Annotated in this window: 17 protein-coding genes; 8 read left to right on the plus strand and 9 right to left on the minus strand. The window is 55.8% G+C overall.

The features are described from left to right. Window positions 1-17 precede the first annotated feature (17 nt). From grpM to EDF82_RS06840, 4 genes are all read left to right on the plus strand, one after another. Window positions 18-2,561, plus strand: coding sequence for a glycyl radical diol dehydratase GrpM (gene grpM / locus EDF82_RS06825; protein WP_123754800.1), 2,544 nt, complete (start codon window positions 18-20; stop codon window positions 2,559-2,561). A 109-nt stretch (window positions 2,562-2,670) separates the two neighbouring features. Further along, on the plus strand, window positions 2,671-3,588 hold the full coding sequence (locus EDF82_RS06830; protein WP_123754801.1) for a glycyl-radical enzyme activating protein: 918 nt from the start codon (window positions 2,671-2,673) through the stop codon (window positions 3,586-3,588). A 95-nt stretch (window positions 3,589-3,683) separates the two neighbouring features. Then, window positions 3,684-4,511 (plus strand): MIP/aquaporin family protein, encoded by an 828-nt coding sequence (locus EDF82_RS06835; protein WP_123754802.1) that lies wholly within the window; start codon window positions 3,684-3,686, stop codon window positions 4,509-4,511. A 537-nt stretch (window positions 4,512-5,048) separates the two neighbouring features. Then, entirely contained in the window at window positions 5,049-5,465 is a 417-nt protein-coding gene (locus tag EDF82_RS06840) for a YbjN domain-containing protein (protein WP_123754803.1), read from the plus strand. A gap of 615 nt (window positions 5,466-6,080) precedes the next feature. Here the strand turns inward: EDF82_RS06840 and EDF82_RS06845 are convergent. From EDF82_RS06845 to EDF82_RS06860, 4 genes are all read right to left on the minus strand, one after another. Next, window positions 6,081-6,593 carry a BMC domain-containing protein gene (locus EDF82_RS06845; RefSeq protein ID WP_123754804.1) on the minus strand — a complete coding sequence of 171 codons (513 nt, stop codon included), beginning with the start codon at window positions 6,591-6,593 and terminating at the stop codon, window positions 6,081-6,083. Window positions 6,594-6,605: 12 nt separating this feature from the next. Beyond that, entirely contained in the window at window positions 6,606-7,796 is a 1,191-nt protein-coding gene (gene metK / locus EDF82_RS06850) for a methionine adenosyltransferase (RefSeq protein WP_222618221.1), read from the minus strand. A 133-nt stretch (window positions 7,797-7,929) separates the two neighbouring features. Next, complete coding sequence (locus EDF82_RS06855) at window positions 7,930-8,982, minus strand: response regulator (RefSeq protein ID WP_123754806.1); 1,053 nt, start codon at window positions 8,980-8,982, stop codon at window positions 7,930-7,932. Window positions 8,983-8,984: 2 nt separating this feature from the next. Further along, the gene (locus tag EDF82_RS06860; RefSeq protein ID WP_123754807.1) at window positions 8,985-10,226 is read right to left on the minus strand and encodes a PocR ligand-binding domain-containing protein; all 1,242 of its coding nucleotides are present in this window, start codon (window positions 10,224-10,226) and stop codon (window positions 8,985-8,987) included. 355 nt (window positions 10,227-10,581) lie between these two features. On the opposite strand from EDF82_RS06860, the gene EDF82_RS06865 reads away from it, so the two are divergent. From EDF82_RS06865 to hpaX, 4 genes are all read left to right on the plus strand, one after another. Continuing rightward, window positions 10,582-11,562 (plus strand): GlxA family transcriptional regulator, encoded by a 981-nt coding sequence (locus tag EDF82_RS06865; RefSeq protein WP_123754808.1) that lies wholly within the window; start codon window positions 10,582-10,584, stop codon window positions 11,560-11,562. Window positions 11,563-11,664: 102 nt separating this feature from the next. Next, entirely contained in the window at window positions 11,665-12,675 is a 1,011-nt protein-coding gene (gene gap / locus EDF82_RS06870; RefSeq protein WP_123754809.1) for a type I glyceraldehyde-3-phosphate dehydrogenase, read from the plus strand. A gap of 114 nt (window positions 12,676-12,789) precedes the next feature. After that, entirely contained in the window at window positions 12,790-13,488 is a 699-nt protein-coding gene (locus EDF82_RS06875) for an RluA family pseudouridine synthase (protein WP_123754810.1), read from the plus strand. Window positions 13,489-14,013: 525 nt separating this feature from the next. Then, window positions 14,014-15,396 (plus strand): 4-hydroxyphenylacetate permease, encoded by a 1,383-nt coding sequence (gene hpaX / locus EDF82_RS06880; RefSeq protein ID WP_123755498.1) that lies wholly within the window; start codon window positions 14,014-14,016, stop codon window positions 15,394-15,396. A 74-nt stretch (window positions 15,397-15,470) separates the two neighbouring features. On the opposite strand, the gene tdcG is transcribed toward hpaX, so the two are convergent. The 5 genes from tdcG to tdcC all read right to left on the minus strand — a co-directional run bounded on the left by tdcG (window position 15,471) and on the right by tdcC (window position 22,223). After that, complete coding sequence (gene tdcG, locus EDF82_RS06885; protein ID WP_123754811.1) at window positions 15,471-16,835, minus strand: L-serine ammonia-lyase; 1,365 nt, start codon at window positions 16,833-16,835, stop codon at window positions 15,471-15,473. Between the two features lie 89 nt (window positions 16,836-16,924). Further along, window positions 16,925-17,314, minus strand: a complete 390-nt coding sequence (locus EDF82_RS06890; RefSeq protein WP_123754812.1) for an enamine/imine deaminase — start codon at window positions 17,312-17,314, stop codon at window positions 16,925-16,927. A 13-nt stretch (window positions 17,315-17,327) separates the two neighbouring features. Continuing rightward, a complete protein-coding gene (gene pflB / locus EDF82_RS06895; RefSeq protein WP_123754813.1) occupies window positions 17,328-19,622 on the minus strand; it encodes a formate C-acetyltransferase in 2,295 nt (764 codons plus the stop codon). Between the two features lie 32 nt (window positions 19,623-19,654). Next, window positions 19,655-20,863: a propionate kinase gene (gene tdcD, locus EDF82_RS06900; RefSeq protein WP_123754814.1), complete on the minus strand. Its 1,209-nt coding sequence runs from the start codon at window positions 20,861-20,863 to the stop codon at window positions 19,655-19,657. Window positions 20,864-20,891: 28 nt separating this feature from the next. Further along, the gene (tdcC, locus tag EDF82_RS06905; protein WP_123754815.1) at window positions 20,892-22,223 is read right to left on the minus strand and encodes a threonine/serine transporter TdcC; all 1,332 of its coding nucleotides are present in this window, start codon (window positions 22,221-22,223) and stop codon (window positions 20,892-20,894) included. Between the last annotated feature and the right edge of the window lie 101 nt (window positions 22,224-22,324).

The following is a 22,324-nucleotide window of genomic DNA, read 5'->3' on the forward strand; positions in this document are numbered from 1 at the left end:
ATTTAGGGAGTTACTGTATGTTAGAAAAAGGTTTTACTCATCCGACCGACCGTGTCGTCAGACTCAAAAATATGATTCTGCATGCTAAACCTTATGTCGAATCTGAACGTGCGGTGCTGGCAACCGAAGCTTATAAAGAAAACGAACAGCTGCCAGCTATTATGCGCCGGGCCAAAGTGGTTGAGAAAATATTTAATGAGCTGCCGGTCACTATTCGTCCTGATGAATTAATTGTCGGCGCTGTCACAATTAATCCACGCTCGACGGAAATATGTCCTGAATTCTCTTATGACTGGGTTGAAAAAGAATTCGACACCATGGAGAAGCGGGTTGCCGACCCGTTTATTATTGAGAAAAAAACCGCCGATGAACTGCACCAGGCGTTTAAATACTGGCCGGGTAAAACCACCAGTTCGCTCGCCGCGTCTTATATGTCCGAAGGGACCAAAGAGAGCATGGGCAACGGCGTTTTCACGGTGGGCAACTACTTCTTTGGCGGCGTCGGACACGTCAGCGTCGACTATGGCAAGGTGCTAAAAATCGGCTTCCGCGGGATCATTGATGAGGTCAATCGCGCGCTGGAGCGCCTCGACCGCAGCAGCCCGGATTACATCAAGAAAGAGCAGTTCTACCACGCCGTTATTGTGAGCTATCAGGCAGCGATCAACTTCGCGCACCGCTACGCTCAGGAAGCTACCCGTCTGGCCCGCGAAGAACGCGATCCGACCCGTCAGCGCGAGCTGGAACAGATTGCCAATAACTGTACTCGCGTGCCGGAATACGGCGCGACCACCTTCTGGGAAGCCTGCCAGACGTTCTGGTTTATTCAGAGCATGCTGCAGATTGAGTCCAGCGGTCACTCGATCTCTCCCGGCCGTTTCGACCAGTACATGTATCCCTACCTGGCGGCGGATACCGCCCTCAGCAGCGAATTTGCCCAGGAGCTGGTGGACTGCTGCTGGATCAAGCTGAACGATATCAACAAAACACGCGACGAAATTTCCGCCCAGGCCTTCGCCGGCTACGCGGTGTTCCAGAACCTGTGCGTCGGCGGTCAGACGGAAGACGGTCGCGATGCCACTAACCCGTTAACCTACATGTGTATGGAAGCCACGGCCCACGTCCGCCTGCCGCAACCCTCTTTCTCCATTCGCGTCTGGCAGGGTACGCCGGACGAGTTCCTCTACCGCGCCTGCGAACTGGTGCGTCTGGGGCTGGGCGTCCCGGCCATGTACAACGACGAAGTGATAATTCCGGCGCTGCAAAACCGGGGCGTCTCCCTGCACGATGCGCGCGACTACTGCATTATCGGGTGCGTAGAGCCGCAGGCGCCGCACCGCACCGAAGGCTGGCACGACGCCGCCTTCTTCAACGTGGCGAAGGTGCTGGAAATCACGCTCAACAACGGGCGTTCCGGCAGCAAGCAGCTCGGTCCAATGACCGGCGAAATGACCCAGTACAGCGGCATGAACGACTTCTACGCCGCCTTCAAACAGCAGATGGCGCACTTTGTCCACCAGCTGGTTGAAGCGTGCAACAGCGTCGACATCGCCCACGGCGAACGTTGCCCGCTGCCGTTCTTATCGGCGCTGGTGGATGACTGTATCGGGCGCGGAAAATCCCTGCAGGAAGGCGGCGCGATCTACAACTTTACCGGCCCGCAGGCCTTCGGCATCGCCGATACCGGCGACTCGGTCTACGCCATCCAGAAACAGGTCTTCGAAGATCGTCGCCTGACGCTTCAGGAACTGAAGGGGGCGCTGGATGCCAACTTTGGCTACCCGGTCGGCGGCACCCCGCATTCCGCAGCGGCGAAATCGTCGTTGGGCGAGCAGGATGTTTACGAGGTGGTGAAACGCATTATCGACCAGCATGGTTCGCTGGATCCGGCGGCGATTAAAAACGAGGTCTATCGCCAGCTCGCCAGCGCCAGCCCTGCGCCATCCGCAGGGAATCCGCGTTACGAAGAGATTCGCCACATTCTGGAAAATACGCCGTGCTTTGGTAACGACATCGACGAGGTGGATCTGGTCGCCCGCAACTGCGCGCTGATCTACTGCCAGGAAGTGGAGAAATACACCAACCCACGCGGCGGGCGTTTCCAGGCCGGTATCTATCCGGTGTCGGCGAACGTGCTGTTTGGTAAGGACGTCAGCGCCCTGCCGGACGGCCGTCTGGCGAAAGAGCCGCTGGCCGATGGCGTATCGCCGCGCCAGGGGAAAGACACCCTCGGCCCAACCGCTGCCGCCAACTCGGTAGCCAAACTGGATCACTTTATCGCTTCGAACGGCACGCTCTACAACCAGAAATTCCTGCCTTCTTCGCTGGCGGGAGAAAAAGGTCTGCGCAACTTCGGCGGGCTGGTGCGTAACTACTTCGATAAGAAAGGGATGCACGTCCAGTTTAACGTTATCGACCGCAACACCTTGCTGGAAGCGCAGAAAAATCCGCAACAGCACCAGGATCTGGTGGTGCGCGTCGCGGGCTATAGCGCGCAGTTCGTGGTACTGGCAAAAGAAGTCCAGGATGACATCATCAGCCGTACCGAGCAGCAATTCTGATTTTGCCTGACCTGCCAGGGCCATACGGCGACGTGTGGCCCTGTATCAGACCCGATTTTAGCGGCTGACTTGCTGTTGCCTGGAGGTCGCTTTTTTGACGAGTGATGTTATGAACAGAGTCGAATACGATACCGAAGGCGTGTTATTCAACATTCAACGCTACTCCCTGCATGATGGCCCCGGCATCCGCACGATCCCCTTTTTCAAAGGCTGTCCGCTGGCCTGCAAGTGGTGCAGCAACCCGGAATCGCAGCGCCCGCAGCCGGAGCTTATCTATAAAAAAAGCGATTGTATCCGCTGTGGAAAATGCGTGGATGCCTGCAAGCAGCGCGCGCTTTCCCCGGAGAATCCATTTTTTATCGACCGCGAGCGCTGTATCCAGTGCGGCGAATGCACTGCCGTCTGCCCGACCCAGGCGCTGGAGATGAAAGGCAAACGCATGACCGTCAGTGAGGTGGTCCGCGAATTGCAGAAAGAAGAGAACTTATTTCGCCGCTCCGGTGGCGGCATCACGCTGTCAGGCGGCGAGCCGCTGGCGCAGCCGGTGTTTGCCCGTGAACTCTTAAAAGCCTGTAAAGCCAAAGGCTGGCACACGGCGATGGAGACCACCGGCATGACCACCAAAGCGGTGATCGAGGATGTTTTCCCGTGGGTCGACCTGGCGCTGACGGATATTAAAGCCGTCAACCCCGCCATTCATCAACACAACACGGGTGTCGATAACCGCATCATCCTCGAAAACCTGATTCGCATCTCTTTTATCACTCACGTCATTGTGCGTATCCCGGTGATCCCCGGCGTTAACGACACCCCGGAGGAGATTCGCAACATCGCTGAATTTGCCCGCCTGATGTCTGGTGTGGATACCATTCACCTGCTGCCTTATCACACCTTTGGGGAAAATAAATACAGCCTGCTGGGCCGCATTTATCCGATGGGCGAGGCGGGCTCGCACTCAGAAGACAAAATGGCAGAGCTGAAAAAAGTCGTGGAATCGCTGGGATTTCATTGCCATATCGGCGGTTAGACCTGACTCAACAATAATGATTTTAACCTCTTATCCCTTGTCCCCCAATCGTTAAGCGGGGGCAGAACGCCTCGCTTAATACAGGAAAAAAAACGATGAGCCACTCTCGAGAATCCGTCACCGGGCCGTGCATTGCCGAATTTCTTGGTACCGGGCTGTTTATATTTTTCGGCACCAGCGTGCTGTCTGCGGCAAAGCTTGCCGGCGCCAGCTTTGGTCTTTGGGAAATTTGCGTGGTGTGGGGGCTGGGCATTGCGCTGGCGGTCTACCTGACCGCCGGCACTTCCGGCGCGCACCTTAACCCGGCGGTGACCATTGCGTTATGGATGTTTGCCCGCTTTGACGCCAAAAAAGTGCTGCCCTATATTCTGGCGCAGATGGCCGGGGCGTTCTGCGGCGCCGCGCTGACCTACGTGCTGTACCACAATTTGTTCGCCGATTACGAGCAAGCGCATCACATGGTGCGCGGCAGCCAGGAGAGTCTGTATCTGGCCAGCATCTTTTCGACCTACCCGGCAGCAAGCATCAGCGTGTGGCTCGCGGGGCTGGTGGAGATCGTCATTACCTCGATGCTGATTGGCTTGATTATGGCCCTGACCGATGACGGTAACGGCGTGCCGAAAGGGCCGCTGGCGCCGCTGCTGATCGGCCTGCTGGTGGCGGTTATCGGTGCGGCAACCGCGCCGCTCACCGGATTCGCCATGAACCCGGCCCGTGATTTCGGCCCCAAACTGTTTACCTGGCTTAATGGCTGGGGCTCGATGGCGATGACCGGCGGCAGGGAGATCCCCTACTTCCTCGTGCCGTTAATCGCGCCGGTCATTGGTGGGATCCTCGGCGCAATGATTTACCGCTACGGTATCGTGCGCAATCTGCCTGCCGCAAAAGCCGTCGATACGACAGTAAATCAACCAACGCCTTAATTGACCTGACGCCTCCCACTCCGCCAGCGGCTGCAGCGCATGGCGGAGTGTTCCCCACCGATGTTTTTCTGACTGCCTTCGTATCCCTCTCTCGCAAAAAAGAACAGATCTATCAGTTTACAGACAACAAAGGCGCATAAGTGTCGCGCGACAACGAAACGAGGGTCGAGAAAAACACTACACGATGAATAATCCGTAGAGCAGTTTAACCCGTGTGCGGTATCCATCACTTGAACTCACAGCGAGAAGCGACACAAGAGTCTGCGCGGTCATCAGCACGTACGACGATGACATTGCTTATGATAGAAGGTATAGAATGGAAAAACCTGATCACTGAGTGTGGTTGAGACTGGGACAGATAGATGTCTCTGGGATGTTTTTTGCGCTATGGTTAACGCCTATAAATATGCTGTCAACACTAGATAAGTGGCAAAAAACATCAACACACACGCTAAAACCAAATATAATAAGTATAGATAGTGATAAATTAACAATATATCATATAAATGACTTAGCACTAACACTCAGGATAAACACATGTCTCAGCAATTTTTCACAAAAGATAACATATCATTAAACGTATTATTCCAAATTTTTGATAACGCATTCATGAATCCAACGTTAAATGAAGATGTTAGTGTTGTATTACATGAAAGATTTCGAACAACATTACGCCTGTCTGAAACAAAAGACAGGCTAATGGTATACACGTTATTCACCGGAAACACTGAAACCGATGAGCTTGAAAAATATAAATTAGTTAATAAAATTAACGCATCATTCTATTTTGCAAAAGCGATGATTGATGAGGATGATGGTTGTGTTAGATTTGATTATGACATTGATTTAAAAGGAGACACTTCTGCAAAAGCCATCGTCTACAACATCAAGAGCTTCCAAAAATCTGTCGAGGCCATAGTTGACAATGGTGGTTTTGACACTATTTTTGGTTAACAAAAAGGGGCGTCAGCCCCTTTTTATAAAAACAATAAATATAAACCCACTCCATAACAATATATTGAACTGCATGCCAGAAGAGCATTTCATAAAATACAATTAACTCATAACAGAAATCACACACATCACAATAAAAACCAACAAGTCACTAACAAAATACATTCCCCCCTCTTCCTCTGCTGGATAGATGGAAACAAATAGAGACAGATGTAGGGTATTTCCCCATGAATAAGCAACCGGCTTCTGGTTTTCATTGCACGAGATGCCTGAGAGTCGAGCAGTCTCAGCTCGCGGTAAGCCTGATGTCTTGAACTCCGAAGCGGGTGAACGAGATGCAGCGATACCCACCAAGTGATTTACCTATTTCCTTACCCATCGTATCGCCCAAGCAAGCATACATCGATATTTTTACTAACATATACTTCGCAGTGTAACTGGCTGGCAATACCTTGCACGGATCTACCGCCTTGATCAGATAATCGCTGTTCTCCTATCCGTCGAGAGTTACCGTGTCAGAGTTGTGTATACGCAGCACTGTATAACGCAGTTGAGAGCGACCACTAACAATTTTGGTTATGGCATCCGCAGGTGGCCTCACGCAAAGTATGACGGCTAGCGACGGGTGTTTTTCCCACGCGGCCGCGCCGTTTTTTTCTCCTCTGTCAACGCTGGCTCCTCCGGCGCTGGCGCCGAAACGTCGCTCAGGCTCTCCTCAAGATCAAGGCAGGAGACACTCTCGGTGACCGGCTCAAGATTCACCACCGGGATCGCCGCAGCAGGAATGGCCTCTACGGGAGGCTCTGGGGACGTGGCGGGTTCTGCGGGGTCGTCTGCCGTACCGCAGGTCTGTGCGGAGGCAATCAGGCGATCAATGCCGCTGGCGGTACGGGCAATCACTTTCCAGGCGTAGACCTGGCCTACCCGACCGGCGGCGGCAACCCCGGCTGAAACGGCAGCATTCATCGCCCCGACCTCCCCCGTGAGTTTGACGGTCACCAGCCCGCCGCCCTTAGTCAGTTCGTATCCGACCAGTTCGACATTCGCCGATTTTATTGCGGCATCGGCGGCCTCTACCGCCACCGTTAAGCCAACGGTTTCTATTAAGCCTAAGCTCTGCCCGGACATAACTCTCTCCTGTTATTTTTCATTCAATGGGGAACTGACGGGGGTGCACCGTTGACCGGCGGCATCATCACGCAGCAGCTGCGCGCGGTCCGTACGTTCCCAGGGGAAGACTTCCCGACCGAAATGGCCGTAGCAGGCCGTCTGGCGATAGCGTGGCGCCAACAAATCCAGCTCGCGGATAATGCCGTAAACGCTAAGGTCAAAATGCTGGCTGACCAGCTGCGTCAGCCGGTTCGCCGATAGCCGGGAAGTCCCAAAAGTATTGATCGCCACCGACACGGGGCGGGAAAGGCCGATGGCCCAGGCCAGCTGGACTTCACAGCGCGTCGCCAGCCCGGCGGCAACGATATTTTTCGCCACATAGCGCGCCGCATAGGCCGCCGAACGGTCGACTTTCGATGGATCTTTACCGGAAAACGCGCCGCCGCCGTGGTGCGCTGCGCCGCCGTAGGTATCCACAATGATTTTGCGCCCGGTCAGGCCGCAGTCCGCGGCAGGACCGCCGTGAACAAACGGCCCGGCGGGATTAATCAGTATCCGGGTGGCGGGCGTCAGCCAGCGCGCCGGGATCACCGGTTTGACGATCTCTTCCATCACCGCTTCGCGCAGCATAGCCAGCGGAAAATCGGCGCGATGCTGCGTGGAGACCACGATGGTGTCCGCATGGTGTATCCGCCCGTCGCCGTATTGCAGCGTCACCTGACTTTTGGCGTCCGGGAGCAGGCCATCCAGTTGGCCCGTTTTACGTCGCTGAGCCTGCCGGGCCATCAGCCGGTGCGCGTACACGATCGGCGCGGGCATCAGCTGCGGCGTTTCATCGCAGGCATAGCCGAAGGTCATGCCCTGATCGCCGGCCCCCAGCGAGGCCGGATCGCTGGCACGAATGCCGCTGGCGATATCGTCAGATTGCCGACCAAGCATGCTGATAACCGCACAAGTTGCGGCATCAAAGCCTTTCAGCGAGTGGTCGTAGCCGACTGATTTCACAGTTGCCCGGACAATCTGTTCGATGTCGATCCTCGCCTGGGACGATATTTCCCCGGCCACAATCACCGCCCCGGTTTTCACCAGGCATTCACAGGCCACTTTGGCCCAGGGATCGTTGAGTAAGCAGGCATCAAGAATGGCGTCAGAGATCTGGTCCGCCATCTTATCCGGGTGCCCTTCGGCAACCGATTCAGAGGTAAAAAGGTAGTCGTCCACGGCAGGGCCACTGTAAAAAGAATCGTGTCCCATCTTAGCGGCGCGGGGGGCGCCAACGAGTAAACAATCTTGCCGGAATGGCGGACTTTCTTGCGCTTACGCCACGGTCAGCGCAAGAAAGGCCGGGTGCGTATCAGCACGCTTCGGGCGCGGCGTTGCGACGATAATCTGATGGCGCGATGCCGGTCTCTTTTTTGAAGATCCGGCAAAAATAGTTCGCATCCTGCCAGGAGAGTTCCAGCGCAATAGTGTTGACTTTTAAATCACTGAACTGCAGCAGGGATTTGGCGAGATTGATTTTGCGGCTGGTGATATAGCTTGAGAACCCGCTACCGGTGCTCTTCTTAAATGCCCGACTCAGGTAACACGGGCTGACGAAGGACTCTGCGGCGATATCATCCAGGGTCATGTTATTCAGCAGGTTTTTCTCGATATGAAAGCGCGCTCTGGCGACAAAGTCCATGCTGCCGCTGGCGCTTTTAAACAACAGTTCGAACAGGTCGTGGCTGAGGCTTAACAGTCCCCCCATGGTCTGCCAGTAGCGGCAGGCGGACAGCCCGTGCTGGTGAATGCCCTGCATCAGCACGCTGATTTTTTGCCGGCACGGGGTATATTTGTCGCCCAGACCGGCAAGGTGTTGCTGGAGCAATACCAGCACGTCAATCAGCGCGTTGGCCCCCTCGTTATCCGTCGGGGATTCGCTACAGGCCGTATCCAGCGCCGCGAATAAAAAGCAGTGCCAGCCGGGATAATCGCAGCCGCTTATCAGATCGCTTATCGTCTGCCGCTGCTCCCGCGTCGCCACTGCCCCCTGCTCATCCACCAGCAAGGTTTTGCGAATCGTATCGCTGAGAATGCTCTGCTTGACCGGCTTTAACAGATAATCGTCCACCTTCAGGCTCAGCATATGACGCACAATGTCGAAGTCATCGTTTGCCGTCGTCACAATCACTTTGGTCTGGCTATTTTTCTGCTTGAGGTACTCAATCACCTGGTTGCCGTTGGGTAACGGGATATTGATATCCACCAGCATCATATCGATCTGATTGAGCTCATCGATCAGTTTAATGGCTTTATTACCGGTCGATGCTTCATGAATGACCGAATTTTCCACACAGCGAGAGACGATTCGCTTGAGCGACTCTGACTCAATGCGCTCATCTTCAACAATAACAATATTATACATACTCACACTCCAGGCTCGGTCGGCGCCATCGGGAACCGCAGTCTCACCGTGGTACCGAGCATCGGCTTATGGGGGCTGGTGATTTGTAAACCATAGTTTTCACCGAATAACAGTTGCAGGCGGTTGTTGATATTATTAATGCCGATGCCGCCTTTCTGTCGGTTCTGATTGCCAGAGAGGATATGCGCAATGTCCTCTGGTGAAATACCGTCACCGTTGTCGGTGACGTCAATAATCACATCGTGACCATCGTCGGTGGCGCGCAAAATAATGTGGCTGGTGGTTTCACGCGGTTCGACAACATAATTAAAAAAGTTTTCGACCAGCGGTTGCAGAATTAAAAATGGACACACCGTCTCATTATATTTTTCCGGGATATCGCAAACATAGTCAAAGCGCTCATTCATTCTGACTTTCTGAATTGACATGTAGCAACTGACATAATTCATTTCCCGACCAAGCGTAATCAGGCCGTTGTGATTCTTACGCAGCAAATAGCGCATCATGTCAGAAAAGTCGTGCACCATGGTTTCGGTACGGCTGGCATCTTCAAGAAACGCCAGCCGGCCGATGGTATTCAGCACGTTAAACAAAAAATGGGGGTTAATCTGGTAGGAAAGCGCCTTAAACTCGGCTTCATGCAGCGAGCGTTCGATCTCCACGCGCTTGCGTAACTCGCTGGTGAGTTCCTGATCTTTTTGGCGTAATTCACGCTGGATATTGTTGGCGTGCGCCTGCTCAACCAGATACGAAGCAACATGCAGCAGCGTATAGGCCGTTGATTCAAAACGCTCGTAAGGCATACGCGGCGTATTTTCATGCAGATCCAAAAGCCACGGGTTTTCCTGCCACAGGTGGTTATTGTTGAGGATGTAGGGAATGGTTTGCTCTTTCTCCGCCTCGACCTTCACCTGCCCGGAGATAAACGCGCCAAGATAATGGTTATTAATCATGATGGGCACGGCAAACTCGACGAAACCGCAGTAGCAACGGTAAACCACCGGCTCCCCGGCCAGCATCGCCGCCTGCCCACCGGCGCTATCGCTATCGTAGCAGTGGCGGGCCAGGCTGGTATTCATTCTTGATCGGGCGCAAAAATCAGAGAAACCGCTCGCGCGAGTGACCGGAATACCGTCCTGATCGACCACCACAAGGGCAATCATCATGGATTGACTAAAATTGTCCTGCAGCGTTTGCAACCGGTCAACATCAAGAAATTCGTGTAGTTTGTATTTATTATTCATGATATCCGCCAGGTCAGGTCAAATGCAGCCAGACCATACCTTATTTACGCTTTTAAAATAATGAAATCGCTCACAAACAAAAAATGAATAATAATTAATATGTTAACCTGATGTTCTATTTTCTCGCATTAATTAACATTTATCCGAGGCCTTTACATAAATATAAAAACAGTCCCCATTTCATATGAATATTAAAATAAATACGGGGACGTTATCCTTGGCCCGCGGGTGCAATATTGCGACGGGGATGTTCAACCTGTCGCTGCTTCGGGATGTCGTGCGGACTAAAGCGCGCCACCACGCTCAATGCGTCCCGCCTGTTGACTTATTTTGCCAAAGCGTTACTTTTCAGGACATGAAAAACATACTGATAATCGTCCCCGATGGCGGCATGCTGTTTGAGTCCGCCGGCATTGCCGACATTTTGATGCAGGCTAACCGGCTGCACCCGGACGGCGTCGAGTCGCCGTGCTATCGCATCGCCGTCGCCACCACCCAACCGCATCAGGTGATTCACGGCCAGTCCGGCCTCAACCTGCTGGCCGACCATCGCCTGCACGAGCTCGATCCACGGCAGCCGCTCGATACCATCATCATTACCGGGAAAGGACAGAGCGAACAGGAAGGGATTGCGGTCGTCGACTGGCTGCGTCTGGCCGCCCCTCACGCTCGCCGCATCGCCTCCATCTGCGGCGGCGCACTACTGCTGGCGCAGAGCGGGCTGCTGAACGGCAGGCGCGCCACCACCCACTGGAAATTGCTGGAATCGATGCAGGCCGCCTATCCTGAGATCCGCGTCGAAGGCGGGCCGCTGTATGTCCAGGACGGGCCCATCTGGACCTCCGGCGGCGTCAGTTCCGGCTTTGACCTGACGCTGGCGCTGGTGGAAGAGGATTATGGTTTTAGCCTCGCCCGCGATGTCGCCCAGGATATGGTGATGTACCTGCGTCGTCCCGGAGGTCAGCTGCAGTTTAGTCGCTATAACCTCGCCAGAATCAACACCCCTGGCCCCATCGGCGACCTGCTGACGTGGATCCTCGCCAACCTCACCGCCGACCTGTGCGTCGAAAACCTGGCAGAAAAAGTCGCCATGAGTCCGCGCAATTTCACCCGTGTGTTTACCCGGGAAACCGGGGCTTCGCCGGCGCGCTACGTGGCCGAGGCGCGCCTTGCCGCCGCCCGGCAGCGGCTGGAGCAGACCAACGACACCCTGGATAATATTGCCGAAGACACCGGGTTTGGCAGCACCATTAATCTGCGCCGCCTGTTCGAAAAACAGCTCCACCTGACGCCGGGTGAATACCGCCAGCGCTTCCACTGCCGCAAAATGGCGTAAAGTGATCCTTATTTGTCATTTACGCCAAAACCATCGCCGCCTACAGTAACGCCAGAGACAGCAATTAAGACAGCCTACCAGGTAGGCGCACAGGAGCGAATTATGGTTAAGGTCGGCATCAACGGTTTCGGCAGAATCGGACGCAACGTCCTGCGTGCAGCATTACGTCATCCAGAGATTCAGATTGTGGCGATCAACGATCTGACGGACAGCAAAACCCTGGCCCATCTGCTGAAATATGACTCGCTGCTGGGCACCCTGCCGGTCAGCGTAGAGGCGGCTGACGGTCAGCTGCAGGTCGATGGTCAACCGGTCATCGTCTATAGCGAGCGCGACCCGGCGCGGATCCCGTGGCGTGACGCCGGGGTAGAGATTGTCATCGAGGCCACCGGTTTCTTCACCGAACGCGAACAGGCCGCCGTCCACATTCACAGCGGCGGCGCCAAACGGGTGATCATTTCCGCCCCCGGCAAGAATGATGATTTAACCATCGTGATGGGCGTTAACCATCAGCTGTACGATCCGCAGCAGCACGCGGTCGTGAGCAACGGTAGCTGCACCACCAACGGTCTGGCCCCGGCCGCCCAGGTGCTGCATCAGCAGTTTGGTATTCAACACGGGCTGATGAATACCACTCATGCCTACACCAACAGCCAGGCGCTGCACGATCAGCCGGAAAAAGATCTGCGCGGTGCGCGGGCGGCGGCGCTCTCCATCGTGCCCTACTCCAGCGGCGCGGCGAAAGCGCTGGGCAAAGTTATCCCGGAACTCGACGGACGCCTGACCGGCTATTCACTGCGCGTGCCGGTGCCGGTGGTCTCGATCGTCGACCTGACCGTCACGCTTGAGCGCAACGTCACCGCGGAAGAGGTCAATAACGCCTTCCGTCAGGCGGCAGCATCTGGCCCGCTACAGGGGATCCTCGGCTACAGCGATGAACCGCTGGTCTCCAGCGATTATCAGGGCGACCCGCGCTCGTCGATTATCGATGGCCTGTCGACCCTGGTGATTGGCGGCAATATGGTGAAAATCCTCGCGTGGTATGACAACGAATGGGGCTTCTCTAACCGCCTCGTTGAGCTGGCGCAGTATATCGCCCAGCGCGAACAGTAGCCGATACCGGCGGCGGCCGCGGACGGGGCCCGCCGCCGACACAACGACCGGCACAGTCGCCAGCGGGCGGAAAATTCGCTATTATCCGCCCCCACCCTTTTTAAGCGCCCGCTCATGTCCGCCATCGTCGATAACTTTATTGCGCCACCCTGCCACGAGCAGATTGCCATCCTCTATCAGGACCACCATCTGCTGCTGATCGACAAGCCCAGCGGCCTGCTCAGTCTGTCAGGCAAAAACCCGCAGAATCTCGATTCCGTACACTATCGTCTGGCGCAGGAATTTCCCGGCTGCACGCTGGTGCATCGTCTTGATTTTGGTACTTCCGGATTGCTGGTGGTAGCGAAGAATAAGGCCATCAATGCCGCACTGTGCCAGCAGTTCAGCCAGCGCACGGTGCAGAAGGTTTACAGCGCCTTGCTGTGCGGCCATCTTGCCGACGACGAAGGGGTGATTGATGCCCCCATCGCCAAAGACCCGGCGCTGTTCCCGCGCATGACAATCTGCGCCATCAACGGCAAGCCCGCGCGTTCCCGCTATCAGGTGGTGGAACGCCTGCACCACACGAATACCGACGGCACCTTGCTGCCGCTGACCCGGGTCCAACTGTTCCCGGAAACCGGCCGCACCCACCAGCTGCGGATCCACTGCCAGCAACTGGGGCATCCGATCTTAGGCTGCGATCTGTACGGGGGATTGAGCTGGCCCGGCAGCCAGCAGGCGTCGCGCCTGATGCTCCATGCCAGCGCGCTGCACTTCGTTCACCCGGTCAGCGGCGAACCGTTTCACGCCACCCACGACAGCCCGTTCTGACCTGTCTCTGGCCTGACGCAGCAGCAAGCCGTGCAAATAAGCTTCGCGATATTATTAATTAGCAGTAAAAGTGAATCATATTAAAATCGGCGATCGGTCGCGACGACCAACAGCAGGACGACGACGTTAAATGATGGAACATTTACGTGAATATTCAAGTAAAAATCGGGCTTTATTTAACCACATTGAAGTGCATCACTTTCTGCCTCCTGCACCTGCTGTCCACCCGCAGCATAAAGCGTAATTTCCGCATGACGCTACCCTCCTGAGAACATCTGCCTGACTCTGGTTCCACTCGGACGATAACGTCGACATTTTGTGGCATTCCCTCCGGCAAACTATCGATCGCTGGACACGCGATCGGGATCTCATTGTGATTCTTAAATGTCGAGTAAATAACATTTTCGTATCATTTATTGAACATTAAATTGACGTTTACCCGCTCTGTTTCCTATACGTTTAGCCGACCTGTTGGCCAATATAAATAATCATAATGTGGAGCTTTTGATGAACAATAGCCCGTCAATGGAACAGACTCGCTCCGAGAGTCTGGTCCCACCTGCCCCTGCGGATCGACCACTGGATGCCCGTCAGCAATCGGTGATCAATAAACTCTTTCGTCGCTTAATCGTGTTTCTCTTTATTCTGTTCGTTTTCTCCTACCTCGACCGTATCAACATCGGCTTTGCCGGCCTGACCATGGGCAAAGACCTCGGCCTCACCAGCACCATGTTTGGCCTGGCGACCACCCTGTTTTACGTGATGTACGTGATTTGCGGTATTCCCAGCAACATCATGCTCAGCATCGTCGGCGCGCGCCGCTGGATTGCCATCCTGATGGTTATCTGGGGGATTGCCTCCACCGCCACCATGTTTGCCACCGGCCCGAACAGTCTGTATGTGCTGAGAATGCTGGTGGGTATCGCCGAAGCCGGCTTTTTACCCGGCCTGCTGCTCTATTTAACCTTCTGGTTCCCGGCGCAATATCGCGCCCGCGCCAACGCGCTGTTTATGATCGCCATGCCCGTCACCATGGCGCTTGGCTCACTGGCTTCGGGGTATATCCTCAATCTGGATGGCGTGCTGAACCTGAAAGGCTGGCAGTGGCTCTTCCTGCTGGAAGGCTTCCCGTCGGTGCTGCTGGGGCTGGTGGTCTGGTTCTGGCTGGACGACAGTCCGGATAAAGCCAAATGGCTGACCGCCGATGATAAGGCCTGTCTCAATGAGATGCTGGAAGCGGATCGTGCAGCGCTGCAGGCGTCGCGGCTCAGCGAAGCCAGCCCGCCGCTGTCCCAGCGCAGCATGCTGCGGGAGCTGTTTACGCCAATCATCCTGCTCTATACGCTGGCCTATTTCTGTCTGACTAACACCTTAAGCGCCCTTAGCGTCTGGACGCCGCTGATCCTGCGCAGCTTCAACGAGCAGAGCAGCAACGTCACCATCGGTCTTCTGAGCGCGATCCCGCAGGTTTGTACCATCGTCGGGATGATCTGGTGGAGTAAACGATCTGACCGCCTGAAGGAGCGAAAACTGCACACCCTGCTGCCCTATCTGTTCGCGGCGGCCGGCTGGATGTTAACCGCCTCCAGCAGCAACCCGCTGTTGCAATTCACCGGGATTGTGATGGCCTCCAGCGGCGCCTTTGCCGCCATGGTGATTTTCTGGACCACTCCTGACCAGGCGATTTCGTTGCGCGCGCGGGCGCTGGGGATTGCGGTGATCAACGCCACCGGGATGACCGGCGCGGCGCTGGGGCCGCTGTTAATGGGCTGGCTGAAAGACGTCACCGGGAACTTCAACGCCGGGATCTTTATGGTCGCCGGGTTCCTCGTGCTCGGCGCGCTGGTCATCGCCCTGATCCCGATGAAAGCGGCGGTGCAGCAGAGCCGCCTTGCATCATCGACATAAGCCGCCAGGCCTGAGCCTGTCGGCATCGCCCTTAAGGGGGCGGTTTCTGTGGGAACCGCCCCCATCAAAGACGCTTAAACGCAGAGCACTTTTATCGCCAGCCCGCCGCGGGATGTCTCCCGGTACTTATCATTCATATCCTTGCCGGTCTCGTACATGGTTTCGATCACCTTATCTAACGAGACATGCGGCTCGGAGGTGCGGCGCAGCGCCATCCGCGCGGCATTGACGGCTTTTACCGCATTGATAGCATTACGCTCAATACAGGGGATCTGCACCTGCCCGGCAACCGGGTCGCAGGTCAGGCCGAGGTTATGCTCCATGGCAATTTCCGCGGCATTGCAGACCTGCGCCGGACTGCCGCCCAGCAGCTCGGTCAGGCCAGCGGCCGCCATCGAACAGGCCACGCCAATTTCCCCCTGACACCCCACTTCGGCCCCGGAAATCGAGGCATTCATTTTATACAGCGCGCCAATGGCCCCCGCCGCCAGCAGATAGCGCGCCAGCGAGCTGGCGTTGACCGGACGGCGGAATTTATCGTAGTAAGCCAGCACCGCCGGAATAATCCCGCAGGCACCGTTGGTCGGCGCGGTGACCACCCGGCCACCGGCGGCGTTCTCTTCGCTAACCGCCAGGGCGAACATGTTGATCCAGTCGATGACGTTCATCGGATCGCTGGAGAGGCTGTCGCTGGAGACCAGCCGCCGCCGCAACGCCGCGGCACGACGCGGGACATTCAATGGTCCGGGCAGCACGCCTTCGGTATTCATGCCGCGTTCAATACCGTCCCACATCACCGCGTGGATGTGCTGCAATCCGGCATCGATCTCCGCCTTGCTGCGTAAGGCCAGCTCGTTTTGCATCATCAGTCCGGAGACCGACAGCCCGTTGTGCTGGCACAGATGCAGCAGTTCACTGGCAGAGCGGAACTCAAACGGCACCTGGATGACGTCATCGCGGCTCTCCCCGGTCTCCCCTTCGGCAACGATAAACCCGCCCCCGACCGAGTAATAGGTCTGGCTGGCCCACGGGCCGGAGTGACTCCACGCGGTAATGCGCATGCCATTTTCGTGATACGCCAGGGTGTGGGAGTGGAACACCATATCGTCGGCCATCTGAAAATCAACGGTCTGCGCGCCCATGGCGAGCGGCAGACGCCCGTGCTGCGTGACCTGTTGAATAAATGCCGGAATCGCGTCGATGTCGACATGTTGCGGGCTGTTGCCCGCCAGTCCCAGAAGAATAGCGACGTCGGTCGCATGGCCCTTGCCGGTCGACGACAACGAGCCATACAGATCGACCACAATACGGGTGATGTGCACCAGTTCGCCCTGGGTAACCAGCTGGTCGATAAAACGTTTCCCGGCATTCATCGGCCCCACGGTATGCGAGCTGGAAGGACCGATTCCCGGTTTGAAAATATCGAATGCGCTAATCATATTTACCGCCTCGGATTGCCGTTCAGAGAAGAGCGCGGGTCGCGCTCCGGTGCGGCGGCACGGGAAGTTCCCGCCCCGCCGCCGTTGCCTCAGAGGTCGCGGATCGCGATAGCTTCGATTTCCAGCTTCACGTCCTTCGGCAGGCGAGCCACCTGAACGCAGCTGCGCGCCGGATAGATCGCCTGATGCTCGTCAAAGAACTGCTGATAGACCTGGTTGATGGTGGCGAAATCGTTAAGGTCGGTAATAAAAACCGTGGTCTTGACGATACTGCCGACCGTTAACCCTGCCGCCGTAACTATGGCTTTCACGTTCTCCAGGCTCTGACGCGCCTGATCGGCCACGTTGTCGGCAATGGCGCCGGTCTGCGGGCAGACCGGGATCTGCCCCGATGTCAGCACCTGCGTGCCGAGATCAACGCCCTGAACATACGGCCCGATGGCCCCCGGCGCATCCTGGGTTGCGATTATCTTTCTCATGATTCCTCCGGCGTTATAGCGCCTGGGTAAAGGTACGGGAGATGACATCCTGCTGCTGTTCACGGGTCAGCGCGTTGAAACGCACCGCGTAACCAGAAACGCGAATGGTCAGGTTCGGGTAGTTTTCCGGATGTTCGATGGCATCCAGCAGCATCTCCCGGTTCATCACGTTGACGTTGAGATGCTGCCCGCCTTCGACGTGAGCCTCATGGTGGAAGTAGCCGTCCAGCAGCCCCACGAGGTTGGTTTTACGCACCGTCTCCTCTTTGCCCAACGCCGCCGGCACGATGGAGAAGGTGTAGGAGATGCCGTCTTTGGCGTAGGTGAACGGCAGCTTAGCCACCGAGGTTAATGACGCCACCGCGCCTTTGCGGTCGCGCCCGTGCATCGGGTTCGCCCCTGGAGCAAACGGCGTTCCGCCGCGTCGACCATCCGGGGTATTACCGGTCTTCTGGCCGTACACCACGTTGGAGGTGATGGTCAGGATCGACTGGGTCGGCACGGCATTGCGATAGGTTGGCAGCACTTTGATTTTCTTCATAAAGCGCTCGACCAGATCGCAGGCGATGCTGTCGACCCGCTGGTCATTATTGCCATACTGCGGGTAGTCGCCTTCGATGACAAAATCGACCGCCAGGCCGTTATGGTCGCGGACCGGTTTCACCTTCGCGTACTTAATGGCCGACAGCGAATCCGCCGCCACCGACAGACCGGCCATGCCACAGGCCATGGTGCGGTAGACGTCGCGGTCGTGCAGCGCCATCAACGAGGCTTCATAGCTGTACTTGTCATGCATGTAGTGGATGATGTTCAGCGCGCTGATGTACTGCACCGCCAGCCAGTCCATAAAGTGGTCGAGGCTCTCCATCACCGTGTCGTAATCGAGCACCTCATCCAGCAGCGGCGCGGTTTTAGGCCCCACCTGAATCTTGAGTTTCTCATCCACGCCGCCATTGATTGCGTACAGCAGCGTTTTGGCCAGGTTGGCGCGGGCGCCGAAGAACTGCATCTGTTTGCCGATAATCATCGGGCTGACGCAGCAGGCAATGGCGTAATCGTCGCTGTTAAAATCGGCGCGCATCAAATCGTCGTTCTCATACTGCAGGGATGAGGTGACGATCGAGACCTGAGCCGCATACTTTTTGAAGGCAATCGGCAACGCTTCGGACCACAGCACCGTGAGGTTTGGCTCCGGCGCCGGCCCCATGGTGTGCAGGGTATGCAGGTAGCGATAGGCGTTTTTGGTGACCAGAGTCCGCCCGTCAAGCCCCATGCCGCCGATGACTTCGGTGGCCCAGATCGGGTCGCCGGAAAACAGGGTGTCGAACTCCGGCGTGCGCAAGAAGCGCACCATGCGGATCTTCATAATGAAGTGGTCGATCAGCTCCTGGGCCTGCTGCTCGGTCAGGTGGCCGCGGTTAAGGTCGCGTTCAATATAGATATCGAGGAAGGTGGCGGTACGCCCCAGCGACATGGCGCCGCCATTTTGTGATTTCACCGCCGCCAGGTAGGCAAAATAGACCCACTGCACCGCTTCCTGGGCCGTGGACGCCGGGCGGGAGATATCGCAGCCATATTTCGCCGCCATCTCCTGCATCTGCAACAGCGCGCGGCGGTGTTCCGCCAGCTCTTCGCGCAGGCGAATCGTCGCTTCCAGATTCTGTCCGTACTCCAGGTTGGATTGCAGGTCGGCAAACTGCAGTTCACGTTCGCGCACCAGGTAACGAATACCGTACAGCGCCACACGGCGGTAGTCGCCAATAATCCGCCCGCGGCCATAGCCGTCCGGCAGACCGGTCAGCACCCCGGATTTACGGCAGCGCAGCATATCCGGCGAGTAAGCATCAAATACCCCCTGATTGTGCGTTTTACGCAGGTCGGTAAACAGGTACTCAAAGTGCGGATCCATTTCACGACCATAAGCCTCAAACGAGCTTTTGATCATGTTGATGCCGCCGAACGGGTGCAGCGCGCGTTTAAGCGGTTTATCGGTCTGTAGCCCGACAATTTTTTCCAGCGCCGGGTCAATGTAGCCGGCATCATGTGCGGTAATCGAGGTCGCGATATTGCTATCGAAATCGACTGGCGCATGGGTCGCGTTTTCAATATGAATCCCCGTCATCACTTTGCCCCACAGCGCGGTGGTCGCCGGCGTGGCTTCGCTCAGAAAAGATTCATCTCCTTCATATGGCGTATAGTTGTGCTGAATAAAATCGCGGACATTAATTTCTTCTTTCCAGTCCGTACCGTGAAAACCTTGCCACGCGTCGGCATACAGCCTGTCGCTGGTATCGATATTTACCTTCATGAAAAATCATCTCTCTACAGAACAAAAATTAATTAAGCAAATTCCACTTGCGCGTGCATTGCCCCTAAATGAATGGCATCGAGGGCAATCATTTTCTCTTCATTGGTGGGAATAACGGCGCAGCTGACTCTGGTATTCGGCGTGGAAATAATTCTTTCACCATGGGAATTCGGTAAATTATTCATTTCCACATCCAGGGTCACCCCCAGTACGGCTAAATGGTCGATCACCAGCCGGCGAATTAATAATGAGTTTTCACCGATACCGCCGGTGAAAATAATCGCGTCCAGGCGCTGGAGCGAAGCCGCATGTCCGGCAATATGGCGGGCGATGCGATGGACAAAGGTTTTGATCGCCAGTCGGGCGCGTTCATGCCCCGCGTGCCAGGCTTTCTCCAGTACCCGCAGGTCTGATGAGAGACCGGAGATCCCTAACAGTCCGGACTCTTTATTGACCACCCGCTCAAGGTCGCTCAGGGTCTGCTGGGTTTCGCTGGCGATCCACGCCAGCGCGCCGAAGTCGACATCTCCGCTGCGGGTGCCCATCATCAGCCCTTCCAGCGGCGTCATCCCCATGGAAGTATCGACACTTTGCCCGTTGCGCACCGCGCAAACCGAGGCGCCGTTACCCAGATGGGCGATTACCAGCCCGGAATCGTCTTCATCCAGTGCCAGCAGGTCGTGCGCCCGCTGGGCAACATAGCGATGGGAGGTCCCGTGGAACCCATAGCGGCGCACGCCGAGTTCCTCGTAATATTTCCACGGCAGCCCGTACAGATAAGCTTCCGGCGCCAGGGTCTGGTGGAAGCTGGTATCAAACACGGCCACCTGTCTGACGCCGGGGAACAGGTGCCGGGCCGACGTAATACCGCTGAGATTGGCGTAATTATGCAGCGGGGCTAATGGCGATACCCGGCGGATATTATCGATAACCTCATCGGTAATAATAACGGATTCCGTAAAGATATTTCCGCCGTGCGCAATACGGTGACCAATTAACGCCACGCTGTCGATTAATTCACGTTTTTCCAGTTCAAAGGCGATGGCCTTTAATGCGCCTTCGTAGCTATGCTGCGCCAGTTTAACTGGCGCGCCGTCATTAATGGCTAAAAATGCATTCTCAGAATTAATCCCATCGGCAATACCGGCCATTAAAACATCACAGCTCATTGCATCAAGGACTGAAAATTTAATTGAAGACGATCCGCAGTTAATGACCAGTACTACCGGGAATTCATTCATGTATTGACTCCGCTCATCCTGAGCTTAATTAAAACAGTTTGTAGACGATATTCAGAATGGTCAGCAGACCCACGACGGTGACGAAGACGTTATCGAGGCGGCCACGGTATTTCGCCAGTGATGGTGCTTTACGGATGGCATACATCGGTAACAGGCACAGCAGCGAGGCAATAATCGGCGCGCCCATCGCTTCAATCAGGTCGAGGATATTGGGGTTCGCATAAGCCACCACCCAGGTGGAGCCCATAATGAAGACCATGCTGATGGTATTCAGTTTGCTTGTGGAGACCTTGGTTTTGTCGCCCTTATAACCGAACTTCAGTACCAGGCCGTTCAGCCCTTCCAGGGTGCCGAGATAGTGGCCGAAGAAGGATTTGAAAATGGCCACCAGCGCGATAATCGACGCCCCGTACTCGAGTACCGTGGCAAATGACGATTTACTACCGGTCATGGAGGCAAAGTGGTTTGCCAGGTAAGAGAGCACCGGGATGTTCTGCGCTTTCGCGTCCGCCATGTTTTCCGGCGACAACGTAAACAGGCAGCTGAAGGCAAAGAACATCACCACGGCAACCATCAGCATACTGGCGCGAGAGATGATTTTTGAACACTTACGCTCGGTGTAGTCGCGGCCAAACTCCTTTTCATACTCTTCGCGTTTGGAGACCACGAACGAGGAGACAATCGGCGAGAAGTTAAAGGAGAAGACCATAATGGAAATCCCCAGCCATACGGTCACCAGGATGCCATCGTGACCAGTCAGGGCGATATCGCTGAGATTGACCTGATCGATAACCGCAGAGTTCCAGTAAGGGATCAGCGACAGCGAAATCAGCACCAGGCTGGCGATAAACGGGAACACCAGGAAGCTCATCACTTTGACCATCAGGTCCTTGCCGAACCAGATGACAAAGGCCATCAGCAGCAGCAGGAACAACGCCACAAGGCCACGATTAAGCGCCGGCATCTGCAGCTGGTTTTCCCAGAAGGTCATAAAGGTGTTGGTAATGGTGACGCCATAAATCCATAACAACGGGCAGATTGCAAAGAAGTACAGCAGCGTGATCACCACCCCACCGGTCTTACCAAAATGCTCTTCTACCGTCTCGGTGATGTTACCGGACGGGTTCGAACCGGACAGACACAGGCGAGCCAGCGCCCGGTGGCAATAGAAGGCAATCGGGTAGGCTAAGACCAGCATCAGTAAGATGGGGATCAGGCCGCCAAAGCCGGCGCGGATGGGGAAGAAGAGCACCCCGGCGCCGATGGCGGTCCCGAACAGGCCCAGGGTCCACGTGGTGTCCGATTTACGCCACGATGATTCTCTTGTCTCGCTGGATATAATGCTATCTGTAGTACTCATATCCTGTCCTCACATAAGATTAAGCGTCAACTAAACCCGTTATCCTTCAAGTTGCTTGGGTGTTGGCTGCACCCGTTCACCCCAGTCACTTACCTGAGTAA

The sequence above is a fragment of the Klebsiella sp. BIGb0399 genome (genome assembly GCF_003752615.1).
GTDB lineage: Bacteria > Pseudomonadota > Gammaproteobacteria > Enterobacterales > Enterobacteriaceae > Klebsiella > Klebsiella lignicola.

Bases quoted from the DNA above. Each gene is read 5' to 3' on its own strand.
- grpM (WP_123754800.1), top strand. From the start codon at position 18: ATGTTAGAAAAAGGTTTTACTCATCCGACCGACCGTGTCGTCAGACTC.
- EDF82_RS06830 (WP_123754801.1), top strand. From the start codon at position 2,671: ATGAACAGAGTCGAATACGATACCGAAGGCGTGTTATTCAACATTCAA.
- EDF82_RS06835 (WP_123754802.1), top strand. From the start codon at position 3,684: ATGAGCCACTCTCGAGAATCCGTCACCGGGCCGTGCATTGCCGAATTT.
- EDF82_RS06840 (WP_123754803.1), top strand. From the start codon at position 5,049: ATGTCTCAGCAATTTTTCACAAAAGATAACATATCATTAAACGTATTA.
- EDF82_RS06845 (WP_123754804.1), bottom strand. From the start codon at position 6,593: ATGTCCGGGCAGAGCTTAGGCTTAATAGAAACCGTTGGCTTAACGGTG.
- EDF82_RS06855 (WP_123754806.1), bottom strand. From the start codon at position 8,982: ATGTATAATATTGTTATTGTTGAAGATGAGCGCATTGAGTCAGAGTCG.
- EDF82_RS06860 (WP_123754807.1), bottom strand. From the start codon at position 10,226: ATGAATAATAAATACAAACTACACGAATTTCTTGATGTTGACCGGTTG.
- EDF82_RS06865 (WP_123754808.1), top strand. From the start codon at position 10,582: ATGAAAAACATACTGATAATCGTCCCCGATGGCGGCATGCTGTTTGAG.
- gap (WP_123754809.1), top strand. From the start codon at position 11,665: ATGGTTAAGGTCGGCATCAACGGTTTCGGCAGAATCGGACGCAACGTC.
- EDF82_RS06875 (WP_123754810.1), top strand. From the start codon at position 12,790: ATGTCCGCCATCGTCGATAACTTTATTGCGCCACCCTGCCACGAGCAG.
- hpaX (WP_123755498.1), top strand. From the start codon at position 14,014: ATGGAACAGACTCGCTCCGAGAGTCTGGTCCCACCTGCCCCTGCGGAT.
- tdcG (WP_123754811.1), bottom strand. From the start codon at position 16,835: ATGATTAGCGCATTCGATATTTTCAAACCGGGAATCGGTCCTTCCAGC.
- EDF82_RS06890 (WP_123754812.1), bottom strand. From the start codon at position 17,314: ATGAGAAAGATAATCGCAACCCAGGATGCGCCGGGGGCCATCGGGCCG.
- pflB (WP_123754813.1), bottom strand. From the start codon at position 19,622: ATGAAGGTAAATATCGATACCAGCGACAGGCTGTATGCCGACGCGTGG.
- tdcD (WP_123754814.1), bottom strand. From the start codon at position 20,863: ATGAATGAATTCCCGGTAGTACTGGTCATTAACTGCGGATCGTCTTCA.
- tdcC (WP_123754815.1), bottom strand. From the start codon at position 22,223: ATGAGTACTACAGATAGCATTATATCCAGCGAGACAAGAGAATCATCG.